Consider the following 24962-nt stretch of genomic DNA (forward strand, 5'->3'; position numbering starts at 1 on the left):
GCCCCTGCCGCCAGCCCCAGGAGCCCGTTTGATGTCCAGCCCCGCCGCACTGCCCCCGTCCACCCCTTCAACCCCGGCGGCCACCGCACCCGGCGGCTGGTGGGCCGTGTGCCTGTGTGCGGCCTGGTGCGGCACCTGCGGCATCTACCGCCCCCTGTTTGACGAGCTGGCCCGTGCGCACCCGGACGTGCGCTTTGAATGGGTGGACATCGAGGACGAATCCGATCTGGCGGGCGACCTGGATGTGGAAACCTTCCCCACGCTGTTGATTGCCGATGGCCAGCGTGCGCTGTTTTTGGGCCCGCTGCTGCCGCAGGCGCCAGTGCTGGCGCGGCTGCTGACCAGCCTGCAGGCGGCCACCCCCGGCAGCGGGGCCGGGGCAGGGCCGGAGGCTCAGGGCATGTTCGAGCGTGTGCGCGCTGCGCGCAGCCGATAGGGTGCCGTGGCGCCGCGTGGAATGGATGCTCCTTTTTTGATAGCTATTTGGGCTTGATGGTCGCGCGCAGGGGCCGTTTTTTTCTTGGAATCTGTGTCTTCCTCCTCTGATTTTTGGTTTCCTATCAACTCGCTGCAGGCCCAGTGCGACCCCGGCGCGTGGTCGCGGGGCATGGACCTTTTTCGCCAGGCGGCGGTGGTCCACATCGACATCGAGGAGCGCGGCGACAGCGCCTTCACCCTCCGGGGCGAGGTGCTGGGCACCCAGCCCGAACCGTATAGGCTGTCGGTGGAAATGCAGCTGGCGCCCAATGGCCAGGTCAGCGCCTGGTCGGGCGAATGCAGCTGCCCGGTCGGGGAGGACTGTAAACACGCTGTGGCACTGACGTTGAAGGCGGCGCAGCTGCGCTCGGGCCCGGCCCCCACGCCTTCATCCACACCTTCACCCGTGTCTGCGCCCCTTTCGGCCCAGGCCGTGCAGGCGCTCCAGGCCATGCAGGACCGTGTGGCCGCCCAGGCCCGTGCCGAGGCCGAGGCGCGTCTGGTGCGCTGGCTCAGCGACTGGGACCTGGCCGCAGACAATGCCGCGCAGCCCCCGCCCGGCGCGCGGGCCGACCGGCCCGAGTGTTATCTCTATTTGCTCTCCACCGTGGGGCGCCTGCGCTCCGGCGCACCGCAGCTGCAGATCGAGGCCGTGGTCTCCTACGCCAAGCTCACCGGAGGCTGGGCCAAGCCCAAGACCATCCGCACCCAGCCCGGCCCCGGCCAGGCGGTGTATGACCGCGCCACCGATGCCGACCGCCAGCTGCTGCAACTGCTGCGGGCCATGCCGCGCAGCACCGGTTATTACTCGGCCTACAGCGGCGCGCCGTCGGGTGTGCTGGAGGGCACGGTGGGCCTGCTGGCACTGCAGCAGGCCGCTGCCACGGGCCGCCTGTTTGCCGATGCAGGGGGCGCCACCGTGGGGGTGCCACTGCGCTGGGGCGAGCCGCTGCCCATTGCCTGGGCCTGGAACGAGACCCCGGCCCCCCAGGCGGGTGGTGACAGTGCCTGGCGCCTGCAGGCCCGCCTGCCCAGCGGCAGCGCCATGTTGTGCTCCAACGACCCGCCGCTGTACCTGGATACCGATCAGGGCCTGTGTGGCCCCGTGCTGGCCGAAGGCCTGAGCGCCGCACAACTGCAGCTGCTGCTGCAAGCCCCCCCGCTGGGCACCGCCGCGCTGCAAAAACACCATGCCGATGTGGCCAGCCGCCTGGGCGGCACGCTGCCGCTACCGCCCGTGCTCAGCCCCCTCACGCGGGTGCAGGGCGTGAAGCCCTTGGCGTGCCTGCACCTGGCGCCCGTGCCCGAGGCCGATGTGCCGGGCCTGGGCCTCATCACCGCCCAGCTGCGCTTTGACTACCAGGGCCATGTGGGTTGGTGGGCCGGGCAGGAGCTGGGTGTGCTGGTGCCAGGTACCGACGGCGGCCAGGTGCTGCTGCAGCGCGATGCAGCGGCCGAGCTGGACGCCGTCGAGCGCCTGATGGACCTGGGCCTGCTGGCCACCGACGACGGCTTGTTCGGCATCCCCGGCGAGGAATCGCAGGACGACTGGATGCACTGGTGTGACAACGGCTTTGTGGTGCTGCGCGAGGCCGGTTTTGTGCTGACCCTGGATGCCGCCTTGAACGGCTGGATCACCCATGCCGAGGCGTTGAGCGTGGCATTGCAACCCAGCGGTGAGGACGAAGCCACATCGCCCTGGTTTGCGCTTTCGCTGGGCATCGAAATCAATGGCGTGCGCCACAACATCCTGCCGCTGCTGCCCATGCTGATTGCGGCCGCCGCCCAGCAGCCGCCCGACCCTGCCACGGGCCAGCCGCAGCTGCCGCCGTTTGCCTATTTGCGGGGCATGGGTGTATCGGGTTTTGTGCGGGTGCCGACCGACGCGCTGCGCCCCTGGATGGCGGCCCTGCTCGACCTGGTGGGCGACCGCGCGCACGACTTCCGCGGCGACAGCCTGAAGCTCTCGCGCTTGGACGCGCTGCGCACCAGCGCTGCGCTGAGTGAGGGGGCGTTGGGGGCGCTGGGCGAGGGCGCGGTGTGGAAGGGGGCCGACGCGTTGCAGGCCCTGGTGGCGCAGCTGCGCGGCGCCAGTGCGCTGCCCACGGTGCCCGTGCCTGCGGGTGTGCAGGCCACCTTGCGGCCCTACCAGCAGCAGGGGCTGAACTGGCTGCAGTTCTTGCGCGCGCATGGCCTGGCCGGGGTGCTGGCCGATGACATGGGCCTGGGCAAGACGCTGCAGACGCTGGCCCACATCCAGGTCGAAAAAGACGCGGGCCGCCTGAGCGACCCCGCCCTCATCATTGCGCCCGTGAGCCTGATGGGCAACTGGCAGCGCGAGGCCGCGCGTTTTTGTCCTGGCCTGCGCTGCCTGGTGCTGCACGGCGCGGGCCGCCACGCCGTGGCGGATGCGGTGACCGAACACGACATCGTCATCGCCCCGTACTCGCTGCTGCAGCGCGACCGCGAACGCTGGCTGGCGCAGCCCTGGCACCTGGTGGTGCTGGACGAAGCACAGAACATCAAGAACGCCAGCACCCACGCCGCGCAGGTGGTGGGCGAGCTGCAGGCGCGCCACCGCCTGTGCCTGTCGGGCACGCCCATGGAAAACCACCTGGGCGAAATCTGGAGCCTGTTCCACTTCCTGATGCCCGGGTTTCTGGGTAGCCAGCAGCGCTTCAAGGAACTCTTCCGCAACCCCATCGAAAAGCAGGGCGACACCGCCCGCCTGGCGCAGCTGCGCGCCCGCGTCACGCCGTTCATGCTGCGGCGCACCAAGGCGCTGGTGGCGGCCGAATTGCCGCCCAAGGTGGAGTCGGTGATGCCGGTGGAGTTGACTGGCCCGCAGGCCGATCTGTATGAAACCATCCGCCTGGGGATGGAGAAAACCGTGCGCGAGGCGTTGCAGACCAAGGGGCTGGCCAAGTCGCAGATCACCATCCTCGATGCGCTGCTCAAGCTGCGCCAGGTCTGCTGCCACCCTGCGCTGGTGCCGCTGGATGCCGCCAGGCAGGTCACCACCTCGGCCAAGCTGGAGCAGCTTATGGCGCTGCTGCCCGAAATGCTGACCGAGGGGCGGCGCATCCTGCTGTTCTCGCAATTCACCAGCATGCTCACGCTGATCGAGGCCGAGCTGAAGAAGCAGGGCTTGCCCTGGGTCAAGCTCACGGGGCAGAGCCAAAAGCGCGACGCGATCATTGAGCGGTTCACCAGCGGGCAGGTGCCGCTGTTTCTCATCAGCCTGAAGGCGGGCGGGGTGGGGCTCAACCTGCCGCAGGCTGACACCGTGATCCATTTCGACCCCTGGTGGAACCCAGCCGTGGAAAACCAGGCCACCGACCGCGCCCACCGCATCGGCCAGACGCAGAGCGTGTGGGTGGTAAAGCTGGTGGCGCAGGGCACGATCGAGGAGCGCATCCTGGCGCTGCAGGAGCGCAAGGCGCAGCTCGCAGGCAGCCTCTACAGCGACGCGGCCGCACGCGAGCAACCGTTATTTACCGAGAGCGATCTCGCAGAGCTGCTGCAGCCGCTATCGTCGTTGTAGCTGTTTGCGCTTGCTGGGCAAGGCTTCAAGTCTTTTCGGGCCGTGTGTGCCGCGCTGGCGGGTTAACAACAGCCATCGGGGTGCGCCATGGGCGCCGTCTTGGCAAAAGCGTGCTTTACGCGTTACAATAAGAGCCTCACGACCAAACGGGCGGGTACCAACCGCCCGTTTTTTTTGGTCGATTGCTTTTCGAGCTCGAAGCTGCCGGAGAAGTCTCCGGGGGTTATCGGGTTTTTTGTTTTTCCGGGATTGAACTGAACACGTGGCGCTACAGCAAGTCGTTGAACAAATTGTGACGGGCCTGGACTATGACCTGGTGGAGATTGAGCGCTCCGCCGGTGGTTTGCTGCGCGTCACCATCGACTTGCCCTGGGTGCAGCCGGCCGCCGATGCGCCCGCACCCGTGGTCGAGCAGTTCGTCACCGTCGAGGATTGCGAGAAGGTCACCCGCCAGCTGCAGTTTGCGCTGGAGGTCGATGGCGTCGAGTACAAGCGCCTCGAAGTGTCTTCCCCCGGCATCGACCGCCCCCTGCGCCATGAGCAAGACTTTGCGCGCTTCGAGGGTTCGGTCATCGATATCACCTTGAGGGCGCCCATTGGCGCTGCAGGCGGGGGGCAGGTCAACGCCACCCGCAAGAAATTTCGCGGCACGCTGGAGCGCGCCGAGGCGGGTGGCTGGCAGATCGTCTGGAGCGACGAGCCGCCGGTCAAGCCAGGTCAAAAAGTGAGCAAGAAACGTGTGCCCGCCCCCTTGCAGGCGCTGGGCTTCACTCTGGATGAGCTGCGGGATGCGCGCCTGGCGCCCATCGTGGACTTCAAGGGGCGTGCAGGCAAGGCCGGGTCGGCAGCTGCCTGAGTTGCTGAATGGATTGGGGTGGGTGGTCGCTGCGCGCAGCCTTCCATCTTCGGGTGATTGAAACAGGAGAGTCGTCGCATGAATCGCGAATTGTTGATGTTGGTTGAGGCCATTTCGCGCGAGAAGAACGTGGAGCGTGATGTGGTCTTGGGCGCCGTGGAGTCGGCCCTGGCCCAGGCTACCAAGAAGCTGTACCAGGGCGAGGTGGACATCCGCGTGGCGATTGATCGCGACAGCGGCAACTACGAGACTTTCCGCCGCTGGCTGGTGGTGCCCGACGACGCCGGCCTGCAGAACCCCGAAGCCGAAGAGCTGCTGATGGACGCGCAGGAGCGCATCCCCGACATCGAAGTCGGTGAATACATCGAAGAGGGCGTCGAATCCGTGCCCATCGGCCGTATCGGCGCCATGGCGGCCAAGCAGGTCATCCTGCAGAAGATCCGCGACGCAGAGCGTGAAATGCTGCTCAACGACTTCATGTCGCGCGGCGAAAAAATCTTCACCGGCACCGTCAAGCGCATGGACAAGGGTGACATCATTGTCGAGTCCGGCCGCGTGGAAGGCCGCCTGCGCCGTGGCGAGATGATCCCCAAGGAAAACCTGCGCAGCGGCGACCGCGTGCGGGCCATGATCATGGAAGTGGACCTCACGCTGCGTGGCGCGCCCATCATCCTGTCGCGCTCGGCGCCTGAGTTCATGATCGAGCTCTTCCGCAACGAAGTGCCCGAAATCGAGCAAGGCCTGCTGGAGATCAAGTCCTGCGCCCGTGACCCCGGCTCGCGCGCCAAAATCGCCGTGCTGTCGCACGACAAGCGCGTGGACCCCATTGGCACCTGTGTCGGCGTGCGTGGCACCCGCGTGAATGCCGTGACCAACGAACTCGCTGGCGAGCGCGTGGACATCGTGCTGTGGTCCGAAGACCCAGCCCAGTTTGTGATTGGTGCGCTGGCCCCGGCCAACGTGTCCTCCATCGTGGTCGATGAAGAAAAACACGCCATGGACGTGGTGGTGGACGAGGAAAACCTCGCCATCGCGATTGGCCGCGGCGGCCAGAACGTGCGCCTGGCGTCCGATCTGACCGGCTGGAAGATCAACATCATGGACGCCGCCGAAAGCGCGCAGAAGCAGGCTAACGAGACCGACACGGCCCGCAAGCTGTTCATGGAAAAGCTGGATGTGGACGAGGAAATCGCCGACATCCTGATCTCCGAAGGCTTCAACAGCCTGGAAGAAGTGGCCTATGTGCCGCTGCAGGAAATGCTGGAGATCGAAAGCTTCGACGAAGACACCGTCAACGAGCTGCGCGCCCGCGCCAAGGATGCGCTGCTCACGATGGAAATCGCCCGCGAGGAAAGCGTGGAAGAGGTCTCCCAGGACCTGCGCGACCTCGAAGGCCTCACCCCCGAACTGATTGCCAAGCTGGCTGACGGTGGTGTGCACACACGTGATGACCTGGCCGACCTGGCCATCGATGAGCTGACCGACCTGACCGGACAGTCTGCGGAAGACGCCAAAGCCTTGATCATGAAGGCGCGCGAACATTGGTTCGCGGGGCAACAAGAGTAAGGGTCAGGGAGGCACGAACCACATATGTCCAGTAACACTGTCGCCGAGTTCGCAACCGAACTCAAAAAATCGCCTGAAACCCTGCTCGACCAGCTCAAAGCTGCGGGCGTGGGCAAGGCTGCCCCTTCCGACGCACTGACCGAGTCGGACAAGCAAAAGTTGCTCGCCTATCTGCAGGCCAGCCACGGCACGGCATCTGCCGATCGCAAGAAGATCACGCTGACCAAGAAGTCCACCAGCGAGATCAAGCAGGCCGACGCCACGGGCAAGGCCCGCACCATCCAGGTGGAAGTGCGCAAGAAGCGCACGTTCATCCAGCGTGATGAAGGCACCGAGGCGGCCGCCGAGGCCACGGCTTCGGTCATGGAAGAGGCTGCCGTGTCGAGCGAAGACCTGGAGCTGGCGCGCCGTGAGGAAGAAGCCCGCCGCCAGGCCGAGCTGATCCGCCGCCAGGAAACCGAGCTGGCCGAGAAGCGCGCCGAACGCGAAGCCCGCGAAAAGCGCGAGCGCGAAGCCGAAGAGCGCGCTGCTGCCTACGCCGCCCAGGAAGCCGAAAAGAAGGCCCAGGCCTCGGCCGTCAAGCAAGAAGCCACGCGTGAGCAGGCTGCCGAAGCTGCTGCACGTGCCGCCGCCCAGACGGAAGCCCGTGAAAAGGCCCAGGCAGAAGCCAAGGCCCGTGCGGATGAAGAGTCTGCACGCGCCCGTGATCTGGAAGAGCGCCGCCGCAAGGCCCTGGCCGAGGCGGAAGCCATTCGCGCCATGATGGCCACGCCCAAGAAGGCGGTCATGGTCGCCAAGAAGCCCGAAGAACCCAAGCCAGTGGCCAAGCCTGCTGCTGTGGGCGATGCCAAGAAGGGCACGCTGCACAAGCCTGCCGTTGGCACAGGCGGCCCGCGTGCGGGTGCCGCAGCTCCGGCCGGTGCTGGTGCTGCCCCGGGTGCGGGCAAGGAAGTCAAGTCGGCCAAGCTGTCGTCCAGCTGGGCCAACGACACGGCCAAGAAGAAGGAAATCAAGACCCGTGGCGACAGCAGCGGTGGTGTGGGCCGCAACAACTGGCGTGGTGGCCCCCGTGGCCGCCGTGGCGATGGCCGCGACCAGCGCGACGATCACCAGCAGTCTGCCCCGGTCGAGGCACGCATCATTGAAGTGCATGTGCCCGAAACCATCACGGTGGCAGAGCTGGCGCACAAGATGTCTATCAAGGCATCCGAAGTCATCAAGGCGCTGATGAAGATGGGCCAGATGGTCACCATCAACCAGCCGCTGGACCAGGACACCGCCATGATCGTGGTGGAAGAGCTGGGCCACAAGGCTGTGGTGGCGGCGCTGGACGATCCCGAGGCGTTCACCGACGACGATTCGCAGCAGCAGAACGCTGAACTGCTGCCCCGCGCACCAGTTGTCACCGTCATGGGCCACGTGGACCACGGCAAGACCTCGCTGCTGGACTACATCCGCCGCGCCAAGGTCGCAGCGGGCGAAGCGGGCGGTATTACGCAGCACATCGGCGCCTACCACGTGGAAACGCCACGCGGCATGGTGTCGTTCCTCGATACCCCGGGTCACGAGGCCTTCACGGCCATGCGTGCCCGTGGCGCACAGGCCACCGACATCGTGATCCTGGTGGTGGCAGCCGACGACGGCGTGATGCCCCAGACCAAGGAAGCCATCAAGCACGCCAAGGCGGCTGGTGTTCCTATCGTTGTGGCCATCACCAAGGCCGACAAGCCCGATGCCAACCCAGACCGCGTCAAGCAGGAGCTGGTGGTGGAAGAGGTGGTGCCGGAAGAATACGGCGGTGATTCGCCGTTCGTGCCGGTGTCTTCCAAGACCGGTATGGGCATCGACACGCTGCTGGAGCAGGTTCTGCTGCAGGCCGAAGTGCTGGAACTGAAGGCGCCTGTCGAATCGCTGGCCAAGGGCCTGGTGATCGAAGCCCAGCTGGACAAGGGCCGTGGCCCGGTGGCCACGGTGCTGGTGCAGTCCGGCACGCTCAAGGTGGGCGATGTGGTGCTGGCTGGCCAGACCTTTGGCCGCGTGCGCGCCATGCTGGACGAAAACGGCCGCGTGGCCAAGACGGCCGGTCCTTCGATCCCCGTGGAAATCCAGGGTCTGACCGAAGTGCCGCAGGCGGGTGACGAGTTCATGGTGCTCACCGACGAGCGCCGTGCACGCGAAATCGCTACCTACCGCGCTGGCAAGTTCCGCAACACCAAGCTGGCCAAGCAGCAGGCTGCGAAGCTGGAGAACATGTTCGCCGACATGACGGCGGGCGAGGTCAAGACCCTGCCCATCATCGTCAAGGCCGACGTGCAGGGTTCGCAGGAAGCGCTGTCGCAGTCGCTGCTCAAGCTCTCGACCGACGAGATCAAGGTCCAGCTGGTGTATGCCGGCGTGGGCGGTATCAGCGAGTCCGACATCAACCTGGCGATCGCCTCCAAGGCCATCGTGATCGGCTTCAACGTGCGTGCCGATGCCGGTGCGCGCAAGACGGCCGAGAGCAATGGCGTGGACCTGCACTACTACAGCATCATTTACGACGCTGTGGATGAGCTGAAGGTGGCGATGTCCGGCATGCTGGCTCCCGAACAACGCGAGGAAGTCATCGGCACGGCCGAGATCCGCACGGTGTTCGTCGCCACCAAGATCGGCACGATTGCCGGTTCGTACATCACGTCGGGCATGGTCCATCGCAACGCACGCTTCCGCCTGCTGCGCGACAACGTCGTGGTCTACACGGGCGAAGTCGATTCGGTCAAGCGCCTCAAGGACGATGTCAAGGAAGTCAAGGAAGGCTTCGAGTGCGGTATCAAGCTCAAGAACTACAACGACATCAAGGAAGGCGATCAACTCGAATTCTTTGACATCAAGGAAATCGCACGCACGCTGTAAGGCGAGGCGACGACGAGAGCAACGACAACGACATGGCTGCGAAGAAATCCGCCACTCCCAACCGCGCCTTCAAGGTGGCCGATCAGATCCAGCGTGATCTGACGGAACTGATCGCGCGCGAGTTGAAAGACCCGCGCGTGGGCATGGTGACGCTGCAGGGCGTGGAGGTGACCCCCGACTACGCCCACGCCAAGGTGTTCTTCAGCCTGCTGACAGGTGACCCTGTGGAAACCCAGGCGGCGCTCAACCAGGCGGCGGGCTTCCTGCGCAATGGCCTGTTCAAGCGCTTGCACATCCACACGGTGCCCACACTGCACTTCGTGTTCGACCGCACCTCCGAGCGTGCGGCCGACATGAATGCGCTGATTGCGCGCGCTGTGGCTTCCCGTTCCAAAGACGACGAGGCAACATGACCGAGCGCGCTCCCCGCATCCGGGTGCAGCGGCGCCCGGTGCACGGAGTGCTGCTGCTCGACAAACCCCTGGGCCTGTCCAGCAATGACGCCTTGCAAAAGGCGAAATGGCTGCTGCGCGCCGAAAAAGCGGGCCACACCGGCACGCTAGACCCACTCGCCTCGGGTGTGCTGCCCTTGTGTTTTGGTGCGGCCACCAAGTTCAGCCAGCTGCAGCTCGAAGCCCCCAAAACCTACGAAGCCGTCGCGCTGCTGGGCACCACCACCACCACCGGCGATGCCGAGGGCGAGGTGCTGCAGCGCTGCGATGTGGACGCCGCCCAGCTCACGCCCGAGCGCCTGGCCGCCGTGCAACAGCAGTTCACCGGTCCCATCCGCCAGGTGCCGCCCATGCACAGCGCGCTCAAGAAGGACGGCAAGGCGCTGTACGAATACGCACGTGCAGGGGTCACGGTGGAGCGTGAGCCACGCGATGTGGTCATTCATGCATTAAAACTGACACTTACGCGCATTGATCAAGCACTGTTTGCTATCAAAATGGTAGTAACCTGCAGCAAAGGCACCTACATCCGTACCCTGGGTGAGGACATCGGTGCTGCGCTGGGCTGTGGGGCGCACCTCAGCTTCCTGCGGCGCATCGACACCGGTGGCATTGGTGTGGAGCGCTGTGTCACGCTGGCGCAGCTGGAGGCCATGCCCGAGGCCGAGCGCCTCGCCAGCCTGGAAGCCCCCGAATCGTTGCTGGCCGGGCACACGCGTGTCACTCTGGACAGCGACAATGCCGCTCGTTTCCTGTCGGGCGTGCGCCGCCGTGGTGCTTGGCCCGATGCTGGCACGGTGGCGGTGTTTGGAGAAAGCCCCCCGGCGTTGCTGGGGGTGGGCCACATTGCTGGCGGGGAGCTGGTGCCGGGCAGGCTCCTGAGTCCGCTGGAAATTCAACAAATCTTGGAAGCACGCCGCGCCTGATACAGCCAGCGGCACATTGGAAAAACTATGACTAAACAGATCCGCAACATCGCCATCATCGCCCACGTTGACCATGGCAAAACCACCATGGTGGACCAGCTGCTGCGCCAGTCCGGCACCTTTGCCGACCACGAAAAGGTCGTCGATACCGTGATGGACAACAACGCGATTGAAAAAGAGCGTGGCATCACCATCCTGGCCAAGAACTGCGCCGTGAGCTGGAAGGGTACGCACATCAACATCGTGGACACCCCCGGCCACGCGGACTTCGGCGGCGAAGTGGAGCGTGCCCTGTCGATGGTGGACAGCGTGGTGCTGCTGATCGACGCGCAAGAAGGCCCCATGCCCCAGACGCGTTTCGTGACCAAGAAGGCCCTTGCCCTGGGCCTGCGCCCCATCCTGGTGGTGAACAAGGTGGACAAGCCCGGTGCCAACCCCGACAAGGTGGTGAACGCTGCGTTCGACCTGTTCGACAAGCTGGGTGCGACCGACGAGCAACTGGACTTCCCCGTGGTGTACGCCTCGGGCATCAACGGCTGGTCTTCGCTGGAAGAAGGCGCGCCTGGCGAGCAGTGGGGCCCCGACATGTCGGCCCTGTTCGACACCATCCTTTCGCACGTGCCACCGAATACGGGTGACGCCAACGCCCCGCTGCAGCTGCAGATTTCGGCGCTGGACTTCTCCACCTTCGTGGGCCGCATCGGTGTGGGCCGTATCAGCCAGGGCACCCTCAAGCCCATGATGGACGTGGTTGTCATGGAAGGCCCTGATGGCAAGGCCGTCAAGGGCCGTGTGAACCAGGTGCTGACGTTCCAGGGTCTGGACCGCATGCAGACGCCCCTGGCAGGCCCTGGCGACATCGTGCTGATCAACGGCATTGAAGACATCGGCATCGGCGTGACTGTGACCGACCCTGCCAACCCCGCGCCGCTGCCTATGCTGAAGGTGGACGAGCCCACGCTGACCATGAACTTCTGCGTGAACACCTCGCCACTGGCAGGCCGTGAAGGCAAGTTCGTGACCAGCCGCCAGATCTGGGACCGCCTGCAAAAGGAACTCCAGCACAACGTGGCCCTGCGCGTGAACGAGACCGACGAAGAAGGCATCTTCGAAGTGATGGGCCGGGGTGAACTGCACCTGACCATCCTCTTGGAAAACATGCGCCGTGAAGGCTACGAGCTGGCAGTGTCCAAGCCCCGCGTGGTGTTCAAGGACATCGACGGTGTCAAGCACGAGCCTATCGAGCTGGTGACGGCCGACATCGAAGAAGGCCACCAAGGCGGCGTGATGCAAGCCCTGGGCGAGCGCAAGGGCGAGCTGGTGAACATGGAGTCTGACGGCCGTGGCCGCGTGCGCCTGGAATACCGCATCCCGGCCCGTGGCCTGATCGGTTTCACCAACGAATTCCTGAACCTGACGCGTGGCTCTGGCCTCATCAGCAACATCTTCGACAGCTACGAGCCGCACAAGGGCGACATCGGTGGCCGCAAGAACGGCGTGTTGATCTCCATGGACGACGGTGAAATCTTCACCTACGCCCTGGGCAAGCTGGACGACCGTGGTCGCATGTTCGTGAAGGCCAACGACCCTGTGTACGAAGGCATGATCGTCGGCATCCACAGCCGCGACAACGACCTGGTGGTGAACGCCACGCGCACCAAGCAGCTGACCAACTTCCGCGTATCCGGCAAGGAAGATGCGATCAAGATCACGCCCCCGATCGACCTCACGCTCGAATACGGCGTGGAATTCATCGAAGACGACGAGCTGGTCGAGATCACGCCCAAGTCCGTGCGTCTGCGCAAGCGCCACCTGACCGAAAACGAGCGCAAGCGCGCTTCCCGGTCCTGATGGGCTGAGCGTTCCCGGAAGGGCCACTGCTGCGCAGTGGCCTTTTTTCCGTCTGCAACCCGAAATCCATGTTGAAACTCACGCATTCCCGCGCTGTGCTGCTGATGGTGGCGGTCACCCTGATGTGGTCGATCGCCGGGGTGGTCACGCGCCATCTGGAGCACGCAGCGAGTTTCGAGGTGACCTTCTGGCGCAGCTTTTTTACGCTGGTGTCGCTGCTGGTCATCCTGCCGCTGCTGCAGGGGCGGGCGGTGTTTGTGGCCATGCGCCGGGGTGACAGCGCGTTGTGGATCTCCGGCATCTGCTGGAGCGTGATGTTCACGGCCTTCATGGTGGCCCTGGTGCTCATGCCCGTGGCCAATGTGCTCGTGACCATGGCGGTGGGGCCGCTGCTCACGGCCTTGTTTGCACGCATCTTCATTGGCCACCATATTGCCGCGCGCACCTGGGGCGCGATTGCGGTGGCGGGCCTGGGCATTGGCTGGATGTACGGCTCGCAGATGGCGGGCCTGCCGCTGGCGGGCACGCTGGTGGCCCTGTGTGTGCCGGTGGCGGCGGCCGTCAACTGGACGGTGGTGCAGCATTCACAGCGCCATGGCCATGCGGTGGACCTGGTGCCCGCCGTGCTGGTGGGAGCGGTGATCTCGTCCCTGGCGACCCTGCCGCTGGCCTTGCCGTTTCAGGCCTCGGGACACGACCTGGCCTTGCTGGCGCTGCTGGGCGTGGTGCAATTGGCGATTCCCTGCGTGCTGGCCGTGCGCTGCGGCCGCGTGCTCAAGGCGCCCGAGTTGGCGCTGCTTGGCCTGCTGGAAGTGATTTTTGGCATTTTGCTGGCATGGCTGGGGGCGGGCGAAAAGCCCGCTGCAGCGGTGCTGACGGGGGGCGCATTGGTGATTGGTGCGCTAGTGTTCAATGAACTATTAGGTTGGAAGGAACAAAAATGACGGAGACGGTTGTGTCGGCAGTTGCGAGCGAAGTGTTGAGTGAAGTGCGGGGCCAGGTAGGCTTCATTACGCTGAACCGCCCCCGGGCGCTCAATGCGCTGTCGTTGTCCATGGTGCGCGACCTCATGGGCATCCTGCTGGCCTGGCAGAACGATGCACGCGTGCTGGCGGTGGCGATCCGGGGCAGCAACAAGGAAGGCCCGTTTGGCGCCTTCTGCGCGGGTGGTGACATCCGCTTTCTGCACCAGGCGGGCAGCCAGGGCAATCCGCAGCTCGAAGACTTCTTCACCGAGGAGTACGCGCTCAACCACCTCATCCACAACTACGCCAAGCCCTACATCGCCTTCATGGACGGCATCGTGATGGGCGGCGGCATGGGCATCAGCCAGGGCGCTGCGCTGCGTGTGGTGACCGAGCGCACCAAGATGGCCATGCCCGAGACCGCGATTGGCCTGTTCCCCGATGTTGGAGGCGGCTACTTCCTGAGCCGCTGCCCTGGCCGTGTGGGCGAGTGGCTGGCACTGACGGGCGACACCATCGGCGCTGGTGATGCCATCGACAGCCAGCTGGCCGACGGCTGCCTGCCTTCGGACCAGCAGGCCGCCGTGTGGGAGGCCCTGGCCACGCAGACCTTTGCCAGTGGCGCTGCAGTGAAAGACTTTGTTGCTTCTAAATTTGTAGCTACAAAGGCAATGCAGTCAGGCGACAGGGTGCAAATTGACCAGTATTTTGCGTTGCCCTCGGTGGGGGAGGTCGTGCTGGCTCTGGAGTCCGCCGACAGCGACTGGGCGCGCGCCACTGCCGCCACCTTGCGCAAGCGTTCGCCGTTGATGCTGAACGTGGTGCTGGAGCAGATCCGCCGCGCCCGCAGCATGGGCCTGGCCGACGACCTGCGCATGGAGCGCGACATGGTGCGCCACTGCTTCTACCTGCGCCCCGGCCAGAGCGAGACGGTGGAAGGCATCCGCGCCCTGGCGGTGGACAAGGACCATGCCCCGAAGTGGAACCCCGAGCGCATCGAAGACGTGACCCCCGAGATGGTGGCCCCCTTCTTTGCCAGCCCCTGGCCTGCCCACGCGCACCCGCTCGCCATGCTGGCCTGAGGGCGTTGAAAAAGGGGGGCGGAAGGCTCTGTGCCTGAGCCTGCGGACGCTGCAGGCCGATGACGCGCTGACCGCCGTGGCCGGAACGATTTGGCTAGGCCGTTCTCAGGGCTGTAACTGCTGGTAGACAGCAGTGGCCAGTTCCAGCAGTTCGGCACGGGGCATCTGCCCGCTCAGCGCGTAGCCAAAACCGCCGTCCGTCCAATAGAACCCGGCCACGCTGCCTTCCTGGCTGAACTGGAACCCTGTGTCTGCGGCCATGGGCTGAGTCGCCTTCGCTGCAGAAGGTGGTGGCCTGGAGGCAGCCGGTGTCGTGGTCGGCACCAGTCCGCCCAGGTACAGCGTCACGCGCTGGCCCGCTCCGTTCTGGTACATGAATTGCGCGCGTGCGCCCGTGTCGCCCGGAAGCAGGCGGCCGCCCACCAGCTCGTAGCCCAGCGGGCCCAGGCTGGGCACTTTCAGCGCCCGGTCCAAGCGCTTGGAAAGCCACTGCACGAGGTGATCCTGCTGCGCCGCGGTCACTTCAACCGGGTGGCGCACTTCTGGCTGGTACACCGCGTGCGCTATTGCCGCCTGCTGCACAAAACGGTGGGCCACAGCCACCGGTTGGCTGGCGCTGTTCGGCATCATTGCGATGGTGCTGCCCGCCGGAGCCTGCCACTGCGCCCGGCCGGTCCAGCCCAGCACAAAGGCGAGCAGCACGGAAGCAGCCATGCCACCCCAGCGCCACCATTGCGCCTGCGCGGCGCGGCGGTCTGCCAGGCGCAGTGCGGCTGCATTCAGCGCATCGGGTGCCGGTGCATGCAGCAGGTCGCGGTGCAAGGCCTTCAGTTGTTCTCGCTGCCACTGCCAATGCGCCAACATGTCCGCCTTGGTCGCATCCTCCGTCAGTTGGCTGCGTAGCGCCGCTGCCTCATCGGGCGGCAACTGGCCATCTACCAGGGCATGCCAGCGCAGGCTGTCTTCGCTGTCTGGGTCCCGGCCGGCGATGAGGGAGGGGGTGTTTTTCGTCATCGTCATCACTTGAGGCGGCGCAGCGTGGGCGGCTGGCCGGCGGGGGCTGCCACCGGCGGTACTGCTGGAGCGGTGTGGTCCATGAGCGCACGCAGCCGCGTACGGGCGCGCGACAGGCGTGACATTACCGTACCCACCGGTATGGACAGGATGCGCGCCGTGTCCTCGTAGCTCATGTCCTCCATGGCCACCAGCAGCAGCACGGCGCGCTGGTCGGCTGGCAGGCGCTGCAGGCAGCGCTCAAGGTCCAGGGCATCGTCAGAAGGGCTGCTTCGGGCATGGAGCTGATCCTGCACCTCCTCGATGTCGAGAGGCGCCAGGGCGGGCAAGGCTCGGCGCTGGTTGAGGTACAGGTTGTGCATCAGCGTGAACAGCCAGGCGCGCAGGTCGGTGCCAGTGCGCCACAGCAGCCATTTGCTGCAGGCGCGCTCCAGTGTGTCCTGTACGAGGTCGTCTGCGGCCCAGGCATCGCCTGTCAGCACCCGGGCATAACGCCGCAGGCCGGGCAACTGCTCAATGACTTGGGCGCGGTTCATGCGGAGTGTGGCGTCACGGTTTGTATTGCCTCTGTCACGCAGCGAGACGTGGGGCGTGACAGGGGCGTTCCCACAGACTTACGGGCGCGCAGTGCGCCATACCTGGTTGACGCCTTCCCCGGTCTTGTCGCCGGGCTTGGTGTCTTTGGCCCAGTAGTAAAGGGGCTTGCCTTTGTAGGCCAGCTGGGTCTTGCCGTCGTCGCGCGTGACGATGCCGTAGTCGCCGCCAGGGGCCGTGGTGGCCAGCAGTGGAGGCCAGTTGGTGGCGCAGGGGCCGTTGCACACCGACTTGCCGCTGCCAGCCGTGTCGCGGTCGAACGTGTAAAGCGTCATGCCGCCCGCGCCAACGAGCACGCCGTCGATGGTTTTGACAGGGCCATCGGTCGCCATGGTGGAGCAGCCGGCAATGGCCAGGAACGCAGCGATGGACAGGATTGTTTTCATGGTTTCTCCAGGTGCAAGAAGAGGGGTTGCAGGCAACGGCACATGCCGCCTTGCACCTCCACAAACACATGGACATGACGGTTTATTCCACCACGCACACAAAAAAATCCGCAAAGATCAGGCCTGCTCAGGCAGGTCTCCGCTTTCCACCGCGCCTCCAAGAGGCGCGGCGCCAGCCCAGCGCTCCCGTGCAAGGACTTCCCCGCCGCACCAGGGGCGTTCCTCCCCCACGGGAGGAAGGTGCGCGGCACCTCAGGGGGTTATCGGTTCCTGCTCTTCATCGCGCGCTCCACCTCGCGCTTGCCTTCGCGGTCCTTGATGGTGTCGCGCTTGTCATGTTCGGCCTTGCCCTTGGCCAGTGCGATCTCGCACTTCACAAAGCCGTTCTTCCAGTGCAGATTCAGGGGCACCAGCGTGTAGCCCTTTTGCTCGACCTTGCCGATCAGGCGCTTGATGTCGTCCTTCTTGAGCAGCAGCTTCTTGGTGCGCGCCGACTCAGGGTTGACGTGGGTGGACGCCGTCTTGAGCGGGTTGATCAGGCAGCCCAGCAGGTACAGCTCGCCTTCGCGTATCAGCACATAGCCGTCGGTCAGCTGCACCTTGCCCTCGCGCAGCGCCTTGACTTCCCAACCGTGCAGCACCATGCCTGCTTCGTGGCGCTCTTCGAAGAAGTAGTTGAATGCTGCCTTTTTGTTTTCGGCGATGCGGGAAGGGGAATCGGGGTTCTTGGCCATGAAGTTCAGATGCGGCGCTCTGCGGGAGATAAAAGATCTCCGTACATACAATTGTGGCCGTTCAAAGACCCGCGATTCTAGTTCCCTGGCCCATCTTCCCCTTACACAGAAAGTCTGGCGCCAGCCGTCTGCATGAAAACCGTTCAAAAGTCCGTCCTCATCTGGTACAGCCCCGAAGAAATGTTTGCCCTGGTCACCGGGGTGGAGCACTACCCGCAGTTCTTGCCCTGGTGCGATCGTTCTGCAGTGCTGGAGCGGACCGAGGACGGCATGACCGCCGAGGTGGGCATAGCCTTGGGGGGCATTCGCCAGACCTTTGTGACGCGCAACACCCACGAGGCAGGTCGGCGTGTACAGATGCACCTGGTCAAGGGCCCGTTCTCGCGCCTGGATGGGGACTGGCATTTCCACCCCGTGGGCGATGGGCAGCAGCGCGCCTGCAAGGTGGAACTGCTCCTCAACTACGGTTTTGACAGTGCCGCGCTGGCTGCGCTGGTGGGGCCTGTGTTTGACCGCATCGCGGGCAGCATGGTGGACGCGTTTGTGAAGCGCGCAGAGCAGGTGTATGGCTGAGGCGTGCGCAGAGGGCACTATGGGGCCCGGTGGAGGTGGCGCCACGGTGCAGGTCACCGTGGTGATCTGCCTGGCGCCGCGCGAGACCCGGGAGTGGATTCTGGATCTGCCCCAGGGCGCTTTGGTGGCCGATGCCCTGCGGGCCTGCGGTGCCCTGCCGCCATCGTCTTCAGCGTTGGCCAGCGAGACCGTTGCGCCGCTGGTGGGGGTGTGGGGGCGGGCTGTGGCGCTGGAGGCGCGATTGCAGCACCTGGACCGTGTGGAGGTCTACCGGCCCCTCAAGGTGGACCCCAAGGTGGCCCGCCGGGAGCGGTTTGCCCGCCAGGGGGCACGTTCCACGGGCCTGTTCGCTCGTCAGCGCCCCGGGGGCAAGTCAGGGTACTGAAGGCCCTGTCGGGCACTACGGGCTCGCGCCGCCAGCCCTGTGCCCCATCACAAGGGCAAGGGCATCAGGGACGTGCCGTGGTCAGCGCGCGCAGTCGGAGGCAACGATGCCGTCGATGCGTTTGGCTTCCGCTGCGCGGGCGGTGCCGTCCAGGAAGATGCGCTCGCCCTGGGCGTTGGTCTGGGTGATGGGTTTTCCTGCATCGAATGCGGCTTTGGCGGCACGGGCGCGGGTGCAGTTCTCGGCCTTGGTTTTGGCGATTTTCTCGTCTTCGGCCTTCTTCTTGGCTGCTTCGGCTGCTTCGGCCTGGGCCTTCTTCTCTTCCAGCTCCTTGTCCTTGCCACTGCCTGCGGCACTGGCTGCGAGCTTGGGGGCTGGTGCCGCCGCAGGTGCGGCGGCGGTGGCGGGCGCATCGCCCGTGGCCGCTGCTGCGGGCGCTGGCGCCGGGCGCGCTGGGAGGGCGCCTCCGGGCTGCTTCAGGATATTTTTTTCCTGAACATCAGCCGGTGGCGGGCGGTCGCTGAAGACCTTGCGCCCGTCCTTGTCGATCCACTGCCACTGCGCTGCCGCGCCCATGGCCCAGGTGCAGGCCACGGCCAGCAGAAGAATCTTGTGCATTTTCATGCGAGGAAGTTTAGCCGTGTGGCCCGCCACCCGCCAGTGCGGCGGATAGGCGGCCACTTTGGGTTGGCGTGTTGCACGGGCGCTTGGCGTGTGGCCATGCTGCTTGCGCTGCCCGCAGTGGAGGGCTGCGCTGGTATTTGCTACGGCAGAGTAGGTGCGCAGCGCGGGGGAAATGGGCGTGTCGGCGGTGCACCACACGCGGCACGGGTACAATCCGTTTTTTGGAGCTTTCTCATGCGCCTTCTTGGAAAAGCGCTCACCTTCGACGATGTGTTGCTGGTGCCAGCGTACTCCCAGGTCCTGCCCAAGGACACGTCCCTCGCGACGAAACTCTCCCGCAATATCCAACTGAACCTGCCGCTTGTGTCCGCCGCCATGGACACCGTGACCGAGGCACGCTTGGCCATCGCTATCGCCCAGGAGGGCGGCATCGGCATCGTGCATAAGAACCTCACCGCGCAGGAGCAGGCTGCCCACGTGGCCAAGGTCAAGCGCTACGAATCCGGCGTGCTGCGCGACCCCGTGGTCATCACCCCCGAGCACACCGTGCTGCAGGTGCTGCAGCTGTCCGAGCAGCTGGGCATCTCGGGCTTCCCGGTGTGCGACGGTGGCAAGGTGGTCGGCATCGTCACTGGCCGTGACTTGCGCTTCGAGACCCGCTACGACGTCAAGGTCCACCAGATCATGACCCCGCGTGAGAAGCTCATCACGGTCAATGAAAAAGAGGGCACCACGCCTGCACAGGCCAAGGCGCTGCTCAACAAGCACAAGCTCGAACGCATCCTGGTCGTGAACGACGCCTTTGAACTCAAGGGCCTGATCACGGTGAAGGACATCACCAAGCAAACCAGCTTCCCCAACGCCGCGCGCGATGCTGCTGGCCGCCTGCGCGTGGGCGCAGCGGTGGGTGTGGGCGAGGGCACCGAAGAGCGCGTCGAGGCGCTGGTCAAGGCTGGTGTGGACGCCATCGTGGTGGACACGGCCCACGGCCACAGCAAGGGCGTGATCGAGCGCGTGCGCTGGGTCAAGCAGAACTACCCCCAGATCGACGTGATCGGCGGCAACATCGCCACCGGCGCGGCGGCGCTGGCGCTCGTTGAGGCGGGTGCCGACGCCGTCAAGGTCGGCATCGGTCCCGGCTCCATCTGCACCACCCGCATCGTGGCCGGTGTGGGCGTGCCTCAGATCATGGCCATCGATAACGTGGCCACGGCGCTCAAGGGCACGGGCGTGCCGCTGATTGCCGACGGCGGCATTCGCTACAGCGGTGACATTGCCAAGGCCCTGGCCGCTGGCGCAGGCACGGTGATGATGGGCGGCATGTTTGCGGGTACTGAAGAAGCACCTGGCGAAGTGATCCTGTTCCAGGGCCGCAGCTACAAGAGCTACCGCGGCATGGGCTCCATTGGTGCCATGCAGCAGGGCAGTGCCGACCGCTACTTCCAGGAATCGAGCACGGGCAACCCCAACGCCGACAAGCTCGTGCCCGAAGGCATTGAAGGCCGCGTGCCCTACAAGGGCTCCATGGTCAGCATCGTCTACCAGATGGCGGGCGGCGTGCGTGCCTCCATGGGCTACTGCGGTTGCGCCACCATCGAAGAGATGAACAACAAGGCCGAGTTCGTCGAGATCACCACCGCCGGTATTCGCGAAAGCCATGTGCACGATGTGCAGATCACCAAGGAAGCGCCGAACTACCGCGCTGACTGATCGTTGTCGATCCAATCTGGCCTGATTGAAAAAATCTGGTCAGACTGATATAGTCTGGTCTGAATTCATTGTTCAGACCAGACTTTTCTTTTTTGGGGTCCGCTTTTCCATGCAGTCCGTCGGTATCTACGAAGCCAAGAGCAGGTTCTCCGCCCTGATCGAGCTGGTCGAGCAGGGTGAAGAAGTGCGCATCACCCGCCACGGCAAAGAGGTGGTACGCATGCTGCCCGTGCGCCGTCGCCCCGTCATCACCGACGAGCAGATCGCCCGCGAGCTGGGGCAGATTGACGCGCTGCATGCCACGGTTCGCCCCGCAGTCGGGGCGGACACTCCCGATACTTTGCGCCGCAAGGGCCGGAGCGCTGCATGACCGCCTTTGTGCTTGATGTCTCCGTCACCGCCGCGTGGCTGCTGCCCGACGCGGCCAGCGAACACACCCGCCGCCTGTACACCCTGATCCGCCGCGACGAGGTCGAACCGCAGGCGCCCAATCTTTGGCAATGGGAGTGCAGCAACCTCATCAGTAGCGGCGTGCACAGCGGCCGCATCCCGGCCGCCTCGGTTGAAGGCCTGTGGAGCGTGCTGGAGGCGATTCGCCACCGCGTAGAGCTGCACGACCTGGCCCCCGCCCAGCACAAGGCCGTGATGGACGTGGCGCTCGACACCGGCCTGCCCACCTTTGATGCCGCCTACCTGTGGCTGGCGCGCTCGTTGCGCCTGCCGCTGGCCACTTTCGACCCCCAGCAGATCGCTGCTGCCCAGCGCAGCGGCCTCCCGCTTCTTGATCTCTCCAGCCTCTGACGGACCACCACCATGCAACACCAGAAAATCCTCATCCTCGATTTCGGCTCGCAAGTCACCCAGCTCATCGCTCGCCGCGTTCGCGAGGCCAACGTCTACTGCGAAGTGCACCCTTGCGACGTGACCGACGAATGGGTGCGCGAATACGCCAAGGACGGCTCGCTCAAAGGCGTGATCCTGTCTGGCAGCCACGCCAGCGTGTACGAGGTGGACGACAAGGCGCCGGATGCGGTGTTTGAGTTGGGCATCCCCGTGCTGGGCATCTGCTACGGCATGCAGACCATGGCCCAGCAGCTAGGCGGCAAGGTCGAAGGCTCCAACACCCGCGAGTTTGGCTACGCCGAAGTGCGCGCCCATGGCCACACCGAGCTGCTCAAGGGCATCGAAGACTTCGCGACACCCGAAGGCCACGGCATGCTCAAGGTGTGGATGAGCCACGGCGACAAGGTCACCGCCTTGCCCCCGGGCTTCAAGGTGATGTGCTCCACGCCCTCGTGCCCCATCGCAGGCATGGCCGACGAAAGCCGCCGCTACTACGCCGTGCAGTTTCACCCCGAAGTCACGCACACCGTGCAGGGCAAGGCGCTGCTGGAGCGCTTTGTGCTGGGCATCTGCGGCACACGTGCCGACTGGATCATGGGCGACTACATCGAAGAAGCCGTCCAGAAAATCCGTGATCAAGTCGGTGACGAAGAAGTGATTCTGGGCCTGTCGGGTGGTGTGGATTCGTCTGTGGCCGCAGCGCTCATCCACCGCGCCATCGGCGACCAGCTCACCTGCGTGTTTGTGGACCATGGCCTGCTGCGCCTCAACGAGGGCGACATGGTCATGGACATGTTCGAAGGCAAGCTGCACGCCAAGGTCATCCGCGTGGATGCCAGCGATTTGTTCCTGGGCAAGCTGGCCGGGGTGAGCGAGCCCGAGCAGAAGCGCAAGATCATCGGCGGCCTGTTTGTGGACGTGTTCAAGGCCGAAGCTGCCAAGCTCAAGGCAGGTACCGGTGGCCACAAGGGCGCGACCTTTTTGGCCCAAGGCACGATCTATCCCGACGTGATCGAATCCGGCGGCGCCAAGAGCAAGAAGGCCGTCACCATCAAGAGCCACCACAACGTCGGTGGCCTGCCCGAGCAACTGGGCCTGAAGCTGCTGGAGCCTCTGCGCGATTTGTTCAAGGACGAAGTGCGCGAACTGGGCGTGGCCCTGGGCCTGCCGCCCGACATGGTCTACCGCCACCCCTTCCCCGGCCCCGGCCTGGGCGTGCGCATCCTGGGCGAGGTGAAGAAGGAGTACGCGGATCTGCTGCGCCGCGCCGACGCGATCTTCATCGAAGAGCTGCGCAACTTCCGCGACGAAGCCACCGGCAAGACTTGGTACGACCTCACCAGCCAGGCTTTCACGGTGTTCCTGCCCGTCAAGAGCGTGGGTGTGATGGGCGATGGTCGCACGTACGACTACGTGGTGGCCCTGCGCGCGGTGCAGACCAGCGACTTCATGACCGCCGACTGGGCCGAGCTGCCTTACGCACTGCTCAAGAAGGTGTCGGGCCGCATCATCAACGAAGTGCGCGGCATCAACCGCGTGACGTACGACGTGAGCAGCAAGCCGCCAGCGACAATTGAGTGGGAGTGAGTGGAGGGTAAATCGAAATACTGGTTATTTAAACAGTATTGGCGCACAATGCGACGGATCTTCCGGAGCTTTGTGTGCCATGTTCCAGCTTCACGATCTCTACTATTTTCTCTCCCCTCCGCAGCTTGCCGCCGAGACGGCCAAGGGGTTACTGCAGCGCCTCCAAGAACCCCGTTGGGCGGGCAGAGGCGAGCCAATGTCCTTGGATCGGCTGCACATCACGCTCCATCACCTGGGGCGCTTCCTGAACAGCATCCCCCGAGAGGTAATCGACTTGGCGCTGGCGGCGGGTAGCGCTATGGACTACGAACCGTTTGGGGTCCGCCTCGACGTGCTGCAGTCCCGGGGCGGCTTTGAAAAGGGGACTTTCGGCACCGTTGAGCTGGCGCCACAAGCGGGCGCCGCGCGTGACCTGCGAGGGTTTCAACATGCGCTTGGCAACACGATGCGCCGCATGGGCTTTGCAGAAACTCAGATCCGCAGCCATTTCAATCCGCACATGACATTGCACTACAAGCACGAACGCATTGACCGCATGGTTGTCGCTCCAGTGGCGTGGACTGTGGTGCAGTTTGCCTTGGTAGACAGCCTCTACGGCCTGAGCAGGCATGATGTGCTTGCGCGCTGGACTTTGAAGGCACGGCAGCAGGTCTTTCTTGACTGGTGATGTTGCGAAGCAAGCGGGCACCCATGCGTACTCGCGGTGCGGCACCGTCGTGCGGAAGCTTCCGCGGCTACCATCCCCTGAGGCCATCGGCTCTCTCATTTCCTCATGACGACACTTCACGATTTCTGGCCCGGTTGTGGTTTCCAAACGCTCGATCACGATGTCCGTGGCTGGCTGCTCCCCACCGACGGATACCTGCTTTGGCTGCTGGCCCGACCAGAGCTGGCACTGGTGCCGGAGTCGTGCGCTGCTGAGATCGCACTGCATGAATCGCTGAAGGTGTCACCCGCGCGGGCGGTTATCTCTGCGGAGCTGGCTGCATTGCAGGACGATGACGCCCGTGAGAACTACACCGTGTTCCTGCGCTTCCGCGATGGCCTGCTGGCCGCCGGCACGCTGGAGGCTTATTACCTGCAACTCATGCGCAGTGGGGCGGTGAATGTGCCCGCCGTGTTCATCGACGCCGTGGTGCAGGCCCTGCTGCGCAACCTACTGGACAACTGCAACGACGCCTTCGAAGCCCGCGCTGCCGAGATGCTGTTTCGGCCCCAGCGCATCACCTTGCAAGAGGGGCAAATGCTGGCAGGCGACCGGGCAACCCTGGACATGCTCAATGAAACAGCAGGCCTGGGCGAAGTCGGGCGGCTGCTGCTGCAAAGCGGCGCACTGCAGCCCACTGCCCAGGTCAAGGTGCTGTCGGCCGACAATGCGGCGCAATATTGGCATGAGAGCGAACGACACCACTTTCTGCTCGACTTGACTCATGAGCTGACGCAGGACCTGAGCCATGGCCTGACCTTCAAGATGACCCGTGCACGCTCAGGCCTGAAAGCCTTGGCCCGCGTGCTGGAGCGCTGGGTGGCGCATCTGTTGGGTGTGCAGGTGCAGATCGAGCCTGTGCACCAGGTCATCGACAGCGCGTGGCGCTGGCATGTGGGGCTGGATGTGGAGTCCACCGCCATCCTCAACGACCTGTACCAGGACCGGCCCGTGGAGCCAGAGCGTATGGCACGGCTGGTCAGCCTGTTTACGCTGATCTTTGCGAACCCGGCCGAGATGCGTGCCGATGTGGCGGGCAAGCCGGTGTACCTGGGGCTGGCGACCAACGCCGAGGGCGTGGTGCGCATCAAGCCGCAGAACCTGTTGCTCAATCTGCCGCTGGCATCAGCATCCTGATTGCTATTGAATTGATAGCTATCAAGGCATGATGAACAGGCGGTAGCAGCCCCTTTGA

The 24962-nt window shown here is 64.8% G+C and carries 23 protein-coding genes; 18 read left to right on the plus strand and 5 right to left on the minus strand.

The genetic code is table 11. The annotated features are described in order from the left end of the window. The first annotated feature begins 31 nt into the window (after positions 1 to 31). The 10 genes from AvAM_RS07015 (at position 32) to AvAM_RS07060 (ending at position 14611) form a co-directional block, all read left to right on the plus strand. The gene (locus AvAM_RS07015) at positions 32 to 436 is read left to right on the plus strand and encodes a thioredoxin family protein (RefSeq protein WP_137746404.1); all 405 of its coding nucleotides are present in this window, start codon (positions 32 to 34) and stop codon (positions 434 to 436) included. A 171-nt stretch (positions 437 to 607) separates the two neighbouring features. After that, the gene (locus AvAM_RS07020) at positions 608 to 4021 is read left to right on the plus strand and encodes a DEAD/DEAH box helicase (RefSeq protein WP_137746405.1); all 3414 of its coding nucleotides are present in this window, start codon (positions 608 to 610) and stop codon (positions 4019 to 4021) included. A gap of 262 nt (positions 4022 to 4283) precedes the next feature. After that, a complete protein-coding gene (rimP, locus tag AvAM_RS07025) occupies positions 4284 to 4877 on the plus strand; it encodes a ribosome maturation factor RimP (protein WP_137746406.1) in 594 nt (197 codons plus the stop codon). 78 nt (positions 4878 to 4955) lie between these two features. After that, on the plus strand, positions 4956 to 6443 hold the full coding sequence (nusA, locus tag AvAM_RS07030) for a transcription termination factor NusA (RefSeq protein WP_137746407.1): 1488 nt from the start codon (positions 4956 to 4958) through the stop codon (positions 6441 to 6443). A 24-nt stretch (positions 6444 to 6467) separates the two neighbouring features. Continuing rightward, entirely contained in the window at positions 6468 to 9335 is a 2868-nt protein-coding gene (gene infB, locus AvAM_RS07035) for a translation initiation factor IF-2 (protein WP_137746408.1), read from the plus strand. A gap of 32 nt (positions 9336 to 9367) precedes the next feature. Next, the gene (rbfA, locus tag AvAM_RS07040; RefSeq protein ID WP_137746409.1) at positions 9368 to 9748 is read left to right on the plus strand and encodes a 30S ribosome-binding factor RbfA; all 381 of its coding nucleotides are present in this window, start codon (positions 9368 to 9370) and stop codon (positions 9746 to 9748) included. After that, positions 9745 to 10713: a tRNA pseudouridine(55) synthase TruB gene (truB, locus tag AvAM_RS07045; protein ID WP_137746410.1), complete on the plus strand. Its 969-nt coding sequence runs from the start codon at positions 9745 to 9747 to the stop codon at positions 10711 to 10713. Before rbfA ends, truB begins: the two co-directional genes overlap by 4 nt. A gap of 27 nt (positions 10714 to 10740) precedes the next feature. After that, entirely contained in the window at positions 10741 to 12564 is a 1824-nt protein-coding gene (gene typA, locus AvAM_RS07050; RefSeq protein ID WP_056645675.1) for a translational GTPase TypA, read from the plus strand. Positions 12565 to 12632: 68 nt separating this feature from the next. Continuing rightward, a complete protein-coding gene (locus AvAM_RS07055; protein WP_137746411.1) occupies positions 12633 to 13508 on the plus strand; it encodes a DMT family transporter in 876 nt (291 codons plus the stop codon). Further along, a complete protein-coding gene (locus tag AvAM_RS07060; RefSeq protein WP_171012154.1) occupies positions 13505 to 14611 on the plus strand; it encodes an enoyl-CoA hydratase/isomerase family protein in 1107 nt (368 codons plus the stop codon). Before AvAM_RS07055 ends, AvAM_RS07060 begins: the two co-directional genes overlap by 4 nt. 105 nt (positions 14612 to 14716) lie before the next feature. Here AvAM_RS07060 and AvAM_RS07065 read toward each other — a convergent pair whose 3' ends face one another. The 4 genes from AvAM_RS07065 to smpB all read right to left on the minus strand — a co-directional run bounded on the left by AvAM_RS07065 (position 14717) and on the right by smpB (position 17339). Further along, positions 14717 to 15631 carry an anti-sigma factor family protein gene (locus AvAM_RS07065; protein WP_375708142.1) on the minus strand — a complete coding sequence of 305 codons (915 nt, stop codon included), beginning with the start codon at positions 15629 to 15631 and terminating at the stop codon, positions 14717 to 14719. Beyond that, positions 15631 to 16161, minus strand: a complete 531-nt coding sequence (locus AvAM_RS07070) for an RNA polymerase sigma factor (protein ID WP_137746412.1) — start codon at positions 16159 to 16161, stop codon at positions 15631 to 15633. Before AvAM_RS07070 ends, AvAM_RS07065 begins: the two co-directional genes overlap by 1 nt. Positions 16162 to 16239: 78 nt before the next feature. After that, entirely contained in the window at positions 16240 to 16605 is a 366-nt protein-coding gene (locus AvAM_RS07075; protein ID WP_137746413.1) for a hypothetical protein, read from the minus strand. A 260-nt stretch (positions 16606 to 16865) separates the two neighbouring features. Beyond that, on the minus strand, positions 16866 to 17339 hold the full coding sequence (smpB, locus tag AvAM_RS07080; RefSeq protein ID WP_137746414.1) for an SsrA-binding protein SmpB: 474 nt from the start codon (positions 17337 to 17339) through the stop codon (positions 16866 to 16868). A 132-nt stretch (positions 17340 to 17471) separates the two neighbouring features. Here smpB and AvAM_RS07085 point away from each other — a divergent pair, with 132 nt between their 5' ends. Both AvAM_RS07085 and AvAM_RS07090 read left to right on the plus strand, forming a co-directional pair. Next, positions 17472 to 17912 carry a type II toxin-antitoxin system RatA family toxin gene (locus tag AvAM_RS07085; protein WP_137746415.1) on the plus strand — a complete coding sequence of 147 codons (441 nt, stop codon included), beginning with the start codon at positions 17472 to 17474 and terminating at the stop codon, positions 17910 to 17912. 19 nt (positions 17913 to 17931) lie between these two features. Then, the gene (locus tag AvAM_RS07090; RefSeq protein WP_137746576.1) at positions 17932 to 18297 is read left to right on the plus strand and encodes an RnfH family protein; all 366 of its coding nucleotides are present in this window, start codon (positions 17932 to 17934) and stop codon (positions 18295 to 18297) included. Positions 18298 to 18378: 81 nt separating this feature from the next. Here the strand turns inward: AvAM_RS07090 and AvAM_RS07095 are convergent, their stop codons facing one another. Then, entirely contained in the window at positions 18379 to 18921 is a 543-nt protein-coding gene (locus AvAM_RS07095) for a DUF4124 domain-containing protein (RefSeq protein WP_137746416.1), read from the minus strand. Positions 18922 to 19155: 234 nt separating this feature from the next. On the opposite strand from AvAM_RS07095, the gene guaB reads away from it, so the two are divergent. From guaB to AvAM_RS07125, 6 genes are all read left to right on the plus strand, one after another. Then, positions 19156 to 20631 carry an IMP dehydrogenase gene (gene guaB / locus AvAM_RS07100; RefSeq protein ID WP_137746417.1) on the plus strand — a complete coding sequence of 492 codons (1476 nt, stop codon included), beginning with the start codon at positions 19156 to 19158 and terminating at the stop codon, positions 20629 to 20631. Between the two features lie 109 nt (positions 20632 to 20740). Next, entirely contained in the window at positions 20741 to 21001 is a 261-nt protein-coding gene (locus tag AvAM_RS07105) for a type II toxin-antitoxin system Phd/YefM family antitoxin (protein WP_137746418.1), read from the plus strand. Further along, positions 20998 to 21432, plus strand: a complete 435-nt coding sequence (locus AvAM_RS07110) for a type II toxin-antitoxin system VapC family toxin (RefSeq protein ID WP_137746419.1) — start codon at positions 20998 to 21000, stop codon at positions 21430 to 21432. The genes AvAM_RS07105 and AvAM_RS07110 overlap by 4 nt, the downstream gene beginning before the upstream one ends. 12 nt (positions 21433 to 21444) lie before the next feature. Beyond that, the gene (gene guaA / locus AvAM_RS07115; RefSeq protein ID WP_137746420.1) at positions 21445 to 23061 is read left to right on the plus strand and encodes a glutamine-hydrolyzing GMP synthase; all 1617 of its coding nucleotides are present in this window, start codon (positions 21445 to 21447) and stop codon (positions 23059 to 23061) included. A 79-nt stretch (positions 23062 to 23140) separates the two neighbouring features. Further along, complete coding sequence (locus tag AvAM_RS07120) at positions 23141 to 23728, plus strand: 2'-5' RNA ligase family protein (RefSeq protein ID WP_137746421.1); 588 nt, start codon at positions 23141 to 23143, stop codon at positions 23726 to 23728. 105 nt (positions 23729 to 23833) lie between these two features. Beyond that, positions 23834 to 24904 (plus strand): DUF6352 family protein, encoded by a 1071-nt coding sequence (locus AvAM_RS07125; protein WP_137746422.1) that lies wholly within the window; start codon positions 23834 to 23836, stop codon positions 24902 to 24904. Positions 24905 to 24962: the final 58 nt, after the last annotated feature.

The sequence above is a fragment of the Acidovorax sp. NB1 genome (genome assembly GCF_005405905.1).
In the GTDB taxonomy this organism is placed as follows: domain Bacteria; phylum Pseudomonadota; class Gammaproteobacteria; order Burkholderiales; family Burkholderiaceae_C; genus Acidovorax.

What these genes read in the sequence shown, in the direction of transcription:
- AvAM_RS07120 (WP_137746421.1), top strand. Translation starts at nt 23,141, where the DNA reads ATGTTCCAGCTTCACGATCTCTACTATTTTCTCTCCCCTCCGCAGCTT.
- AvAM_RS07070 (WP_137746412.1), bottom strand. Translation starts at nt 16,161, where the DNA reads ATGAACCGCGCCCAAGTCATTGAGCAGTTGCCCGGCCTGCGGCGTTAT.
- AvAM_RS07060 (WP_171012154.1), top strand. Translation starts at nt 13,505, where the DNA reads ATGACGGAGACGGTTGTGTCGGCAGTTGCGAGCGAAGTGTTGAGTGAA.
- infB (WP_137746408.1), top strand. Translation starts at nt 6,468, where the DNA reads ATGTCCAGTAACACTGTCGCCGAGTTCGCAACCGAACTCAAAAAATCG.
- typA (WP_056645675.1), top strand. Translation starts at nt 10,741, where the DNA reads ATGACTAAACAGATCCGCAACATCGCCATCATCGCCCACGTTGACCAT.
- AvAM_RS07105 (WP_137746418.1), top strand. Translation starts at nt 20,741, where the DNA reads ATGCAGTCCGTCGGTATCTACGAAGCCAAGAGCAGGTTCTCCGCCCTG.
- AvAM_RS07015 (WP_137746404.1), top strand. Translation starts at nt 32, where the DNA reads ATGTCCAGCCCCGCCGCACTGCCCCCGTCCACCCCTTCAACCCCGGCG.
- guaB (WP_137746417.1), top strand. Translation starts at nt 19,156, where the DNA reads ATGCGCCTTCTTGGAAAAGCGCTCACCTTCGACGATGTGTTGCTGGTG.
- AvAM_RS07090 (WP_137746576.1), top strand. Translation starts at nt 17,932, where the DNA reads ATGGGGCCCGGTGGAGGTGGCGCCACGGTGCAGGTCACCGTGGTGATC.
- smpB (WP_137746414.1), bottom strand. Translation starts at nt 17,339, where the DNA reads ATGGCCAAGAACCCCGATTCCCCTTCCCGCATCGCCGAAAACAAAAAG.
- AvAM_RS07110 (WP_137746419.1), top strand. Translation starts at nt 20,998, where the DNA reads ATGACCGCCTTTGTGCTTGATGTCTCCGTCACCGCCGCGTGGCTGCTG.
- guaA (WP_137746420.1), top strand. Translation starts at nt 21,445, where the DNA reads ATGCAACACCAGAAAATCCTCATCCTCGATTTCGGCTCGCAAGTCACC.
- AvAM_RS07055 (WP_137746411.1), top strand. Translation starts at nt 12,633, where the DNA reads ATGTTGAAACTCACGCATTCCCGCGCTGTGCTGCTGATGGTGGCGGTC.
- AvAM_RS07020 (WP_137746405.1), top strand. Translation starts at nt 608, where the DNA reads ATGGACCTTTTTCGCCAGGCGGCGGTGGTCCACATCGACATCGAGGAG.
- AvAM_RS07075 (WP_137746413.1), bottom strand. Translation starts at nt 16,605, where the DNA reads ATGAAAACAATCCTGTCCATCGCTGCGTTCCTGGCCATTGCCGGCTGC.
- rbfA (WP_137746409.1), top strand. Translation starts at nt 9,368, where the DNA reads ATGGCTGCGAAGAAATCCGCCACTCCCAACCGCGCCTTCAAGGTGGCC.
- AvAM_RS07125 (WP_137746422.1), top strand. Translation starts at nt 23,834, where the DNA reads ATGACGACACTTCACGATTTCTGGCCCGGTTGTGGTTTCCAAACGCTC.
- truB (WP_137746410.1), top strand. Translation starts at nt 9,745, where the DNA reads ATGACCGAGCGCGCTCCCCGCATCCGGGTGCAGCGGCGCCCGGTGCAC.
- AvAM_RS07065 (WP_375708142.1), bottom strand. Translation starts at nt 15,631, where the DNA reads ATGACGATGACGAAAAACACCCCCTCCCTCATCGCCGGCCGGGACCCA.
- nusA (WP_137746407.1), top strand. Translation starts at nt 4,956, where the DNA reads ATGAATCGCGAATTGTTGATGTTGGTTGAGGCCATTTCGCGCGAGAAG.
- AvAM_RS07085 (WP_137746415.1), top strand. Translation starts at nt 17,472, where the DNA reads ATGAAAACCGTTCAAAAGTCCGTCCTCATCTGGTACAGCCCCGAAGAA.
- AvAM_RS07095 (WP_137746416.1), bottom strand. Translation starts at nt 18,921, where the DNA reads ATGAAAATGCACAAGATTCTTCTGCTGGCCGTGGCCTGCACCTGGGCC.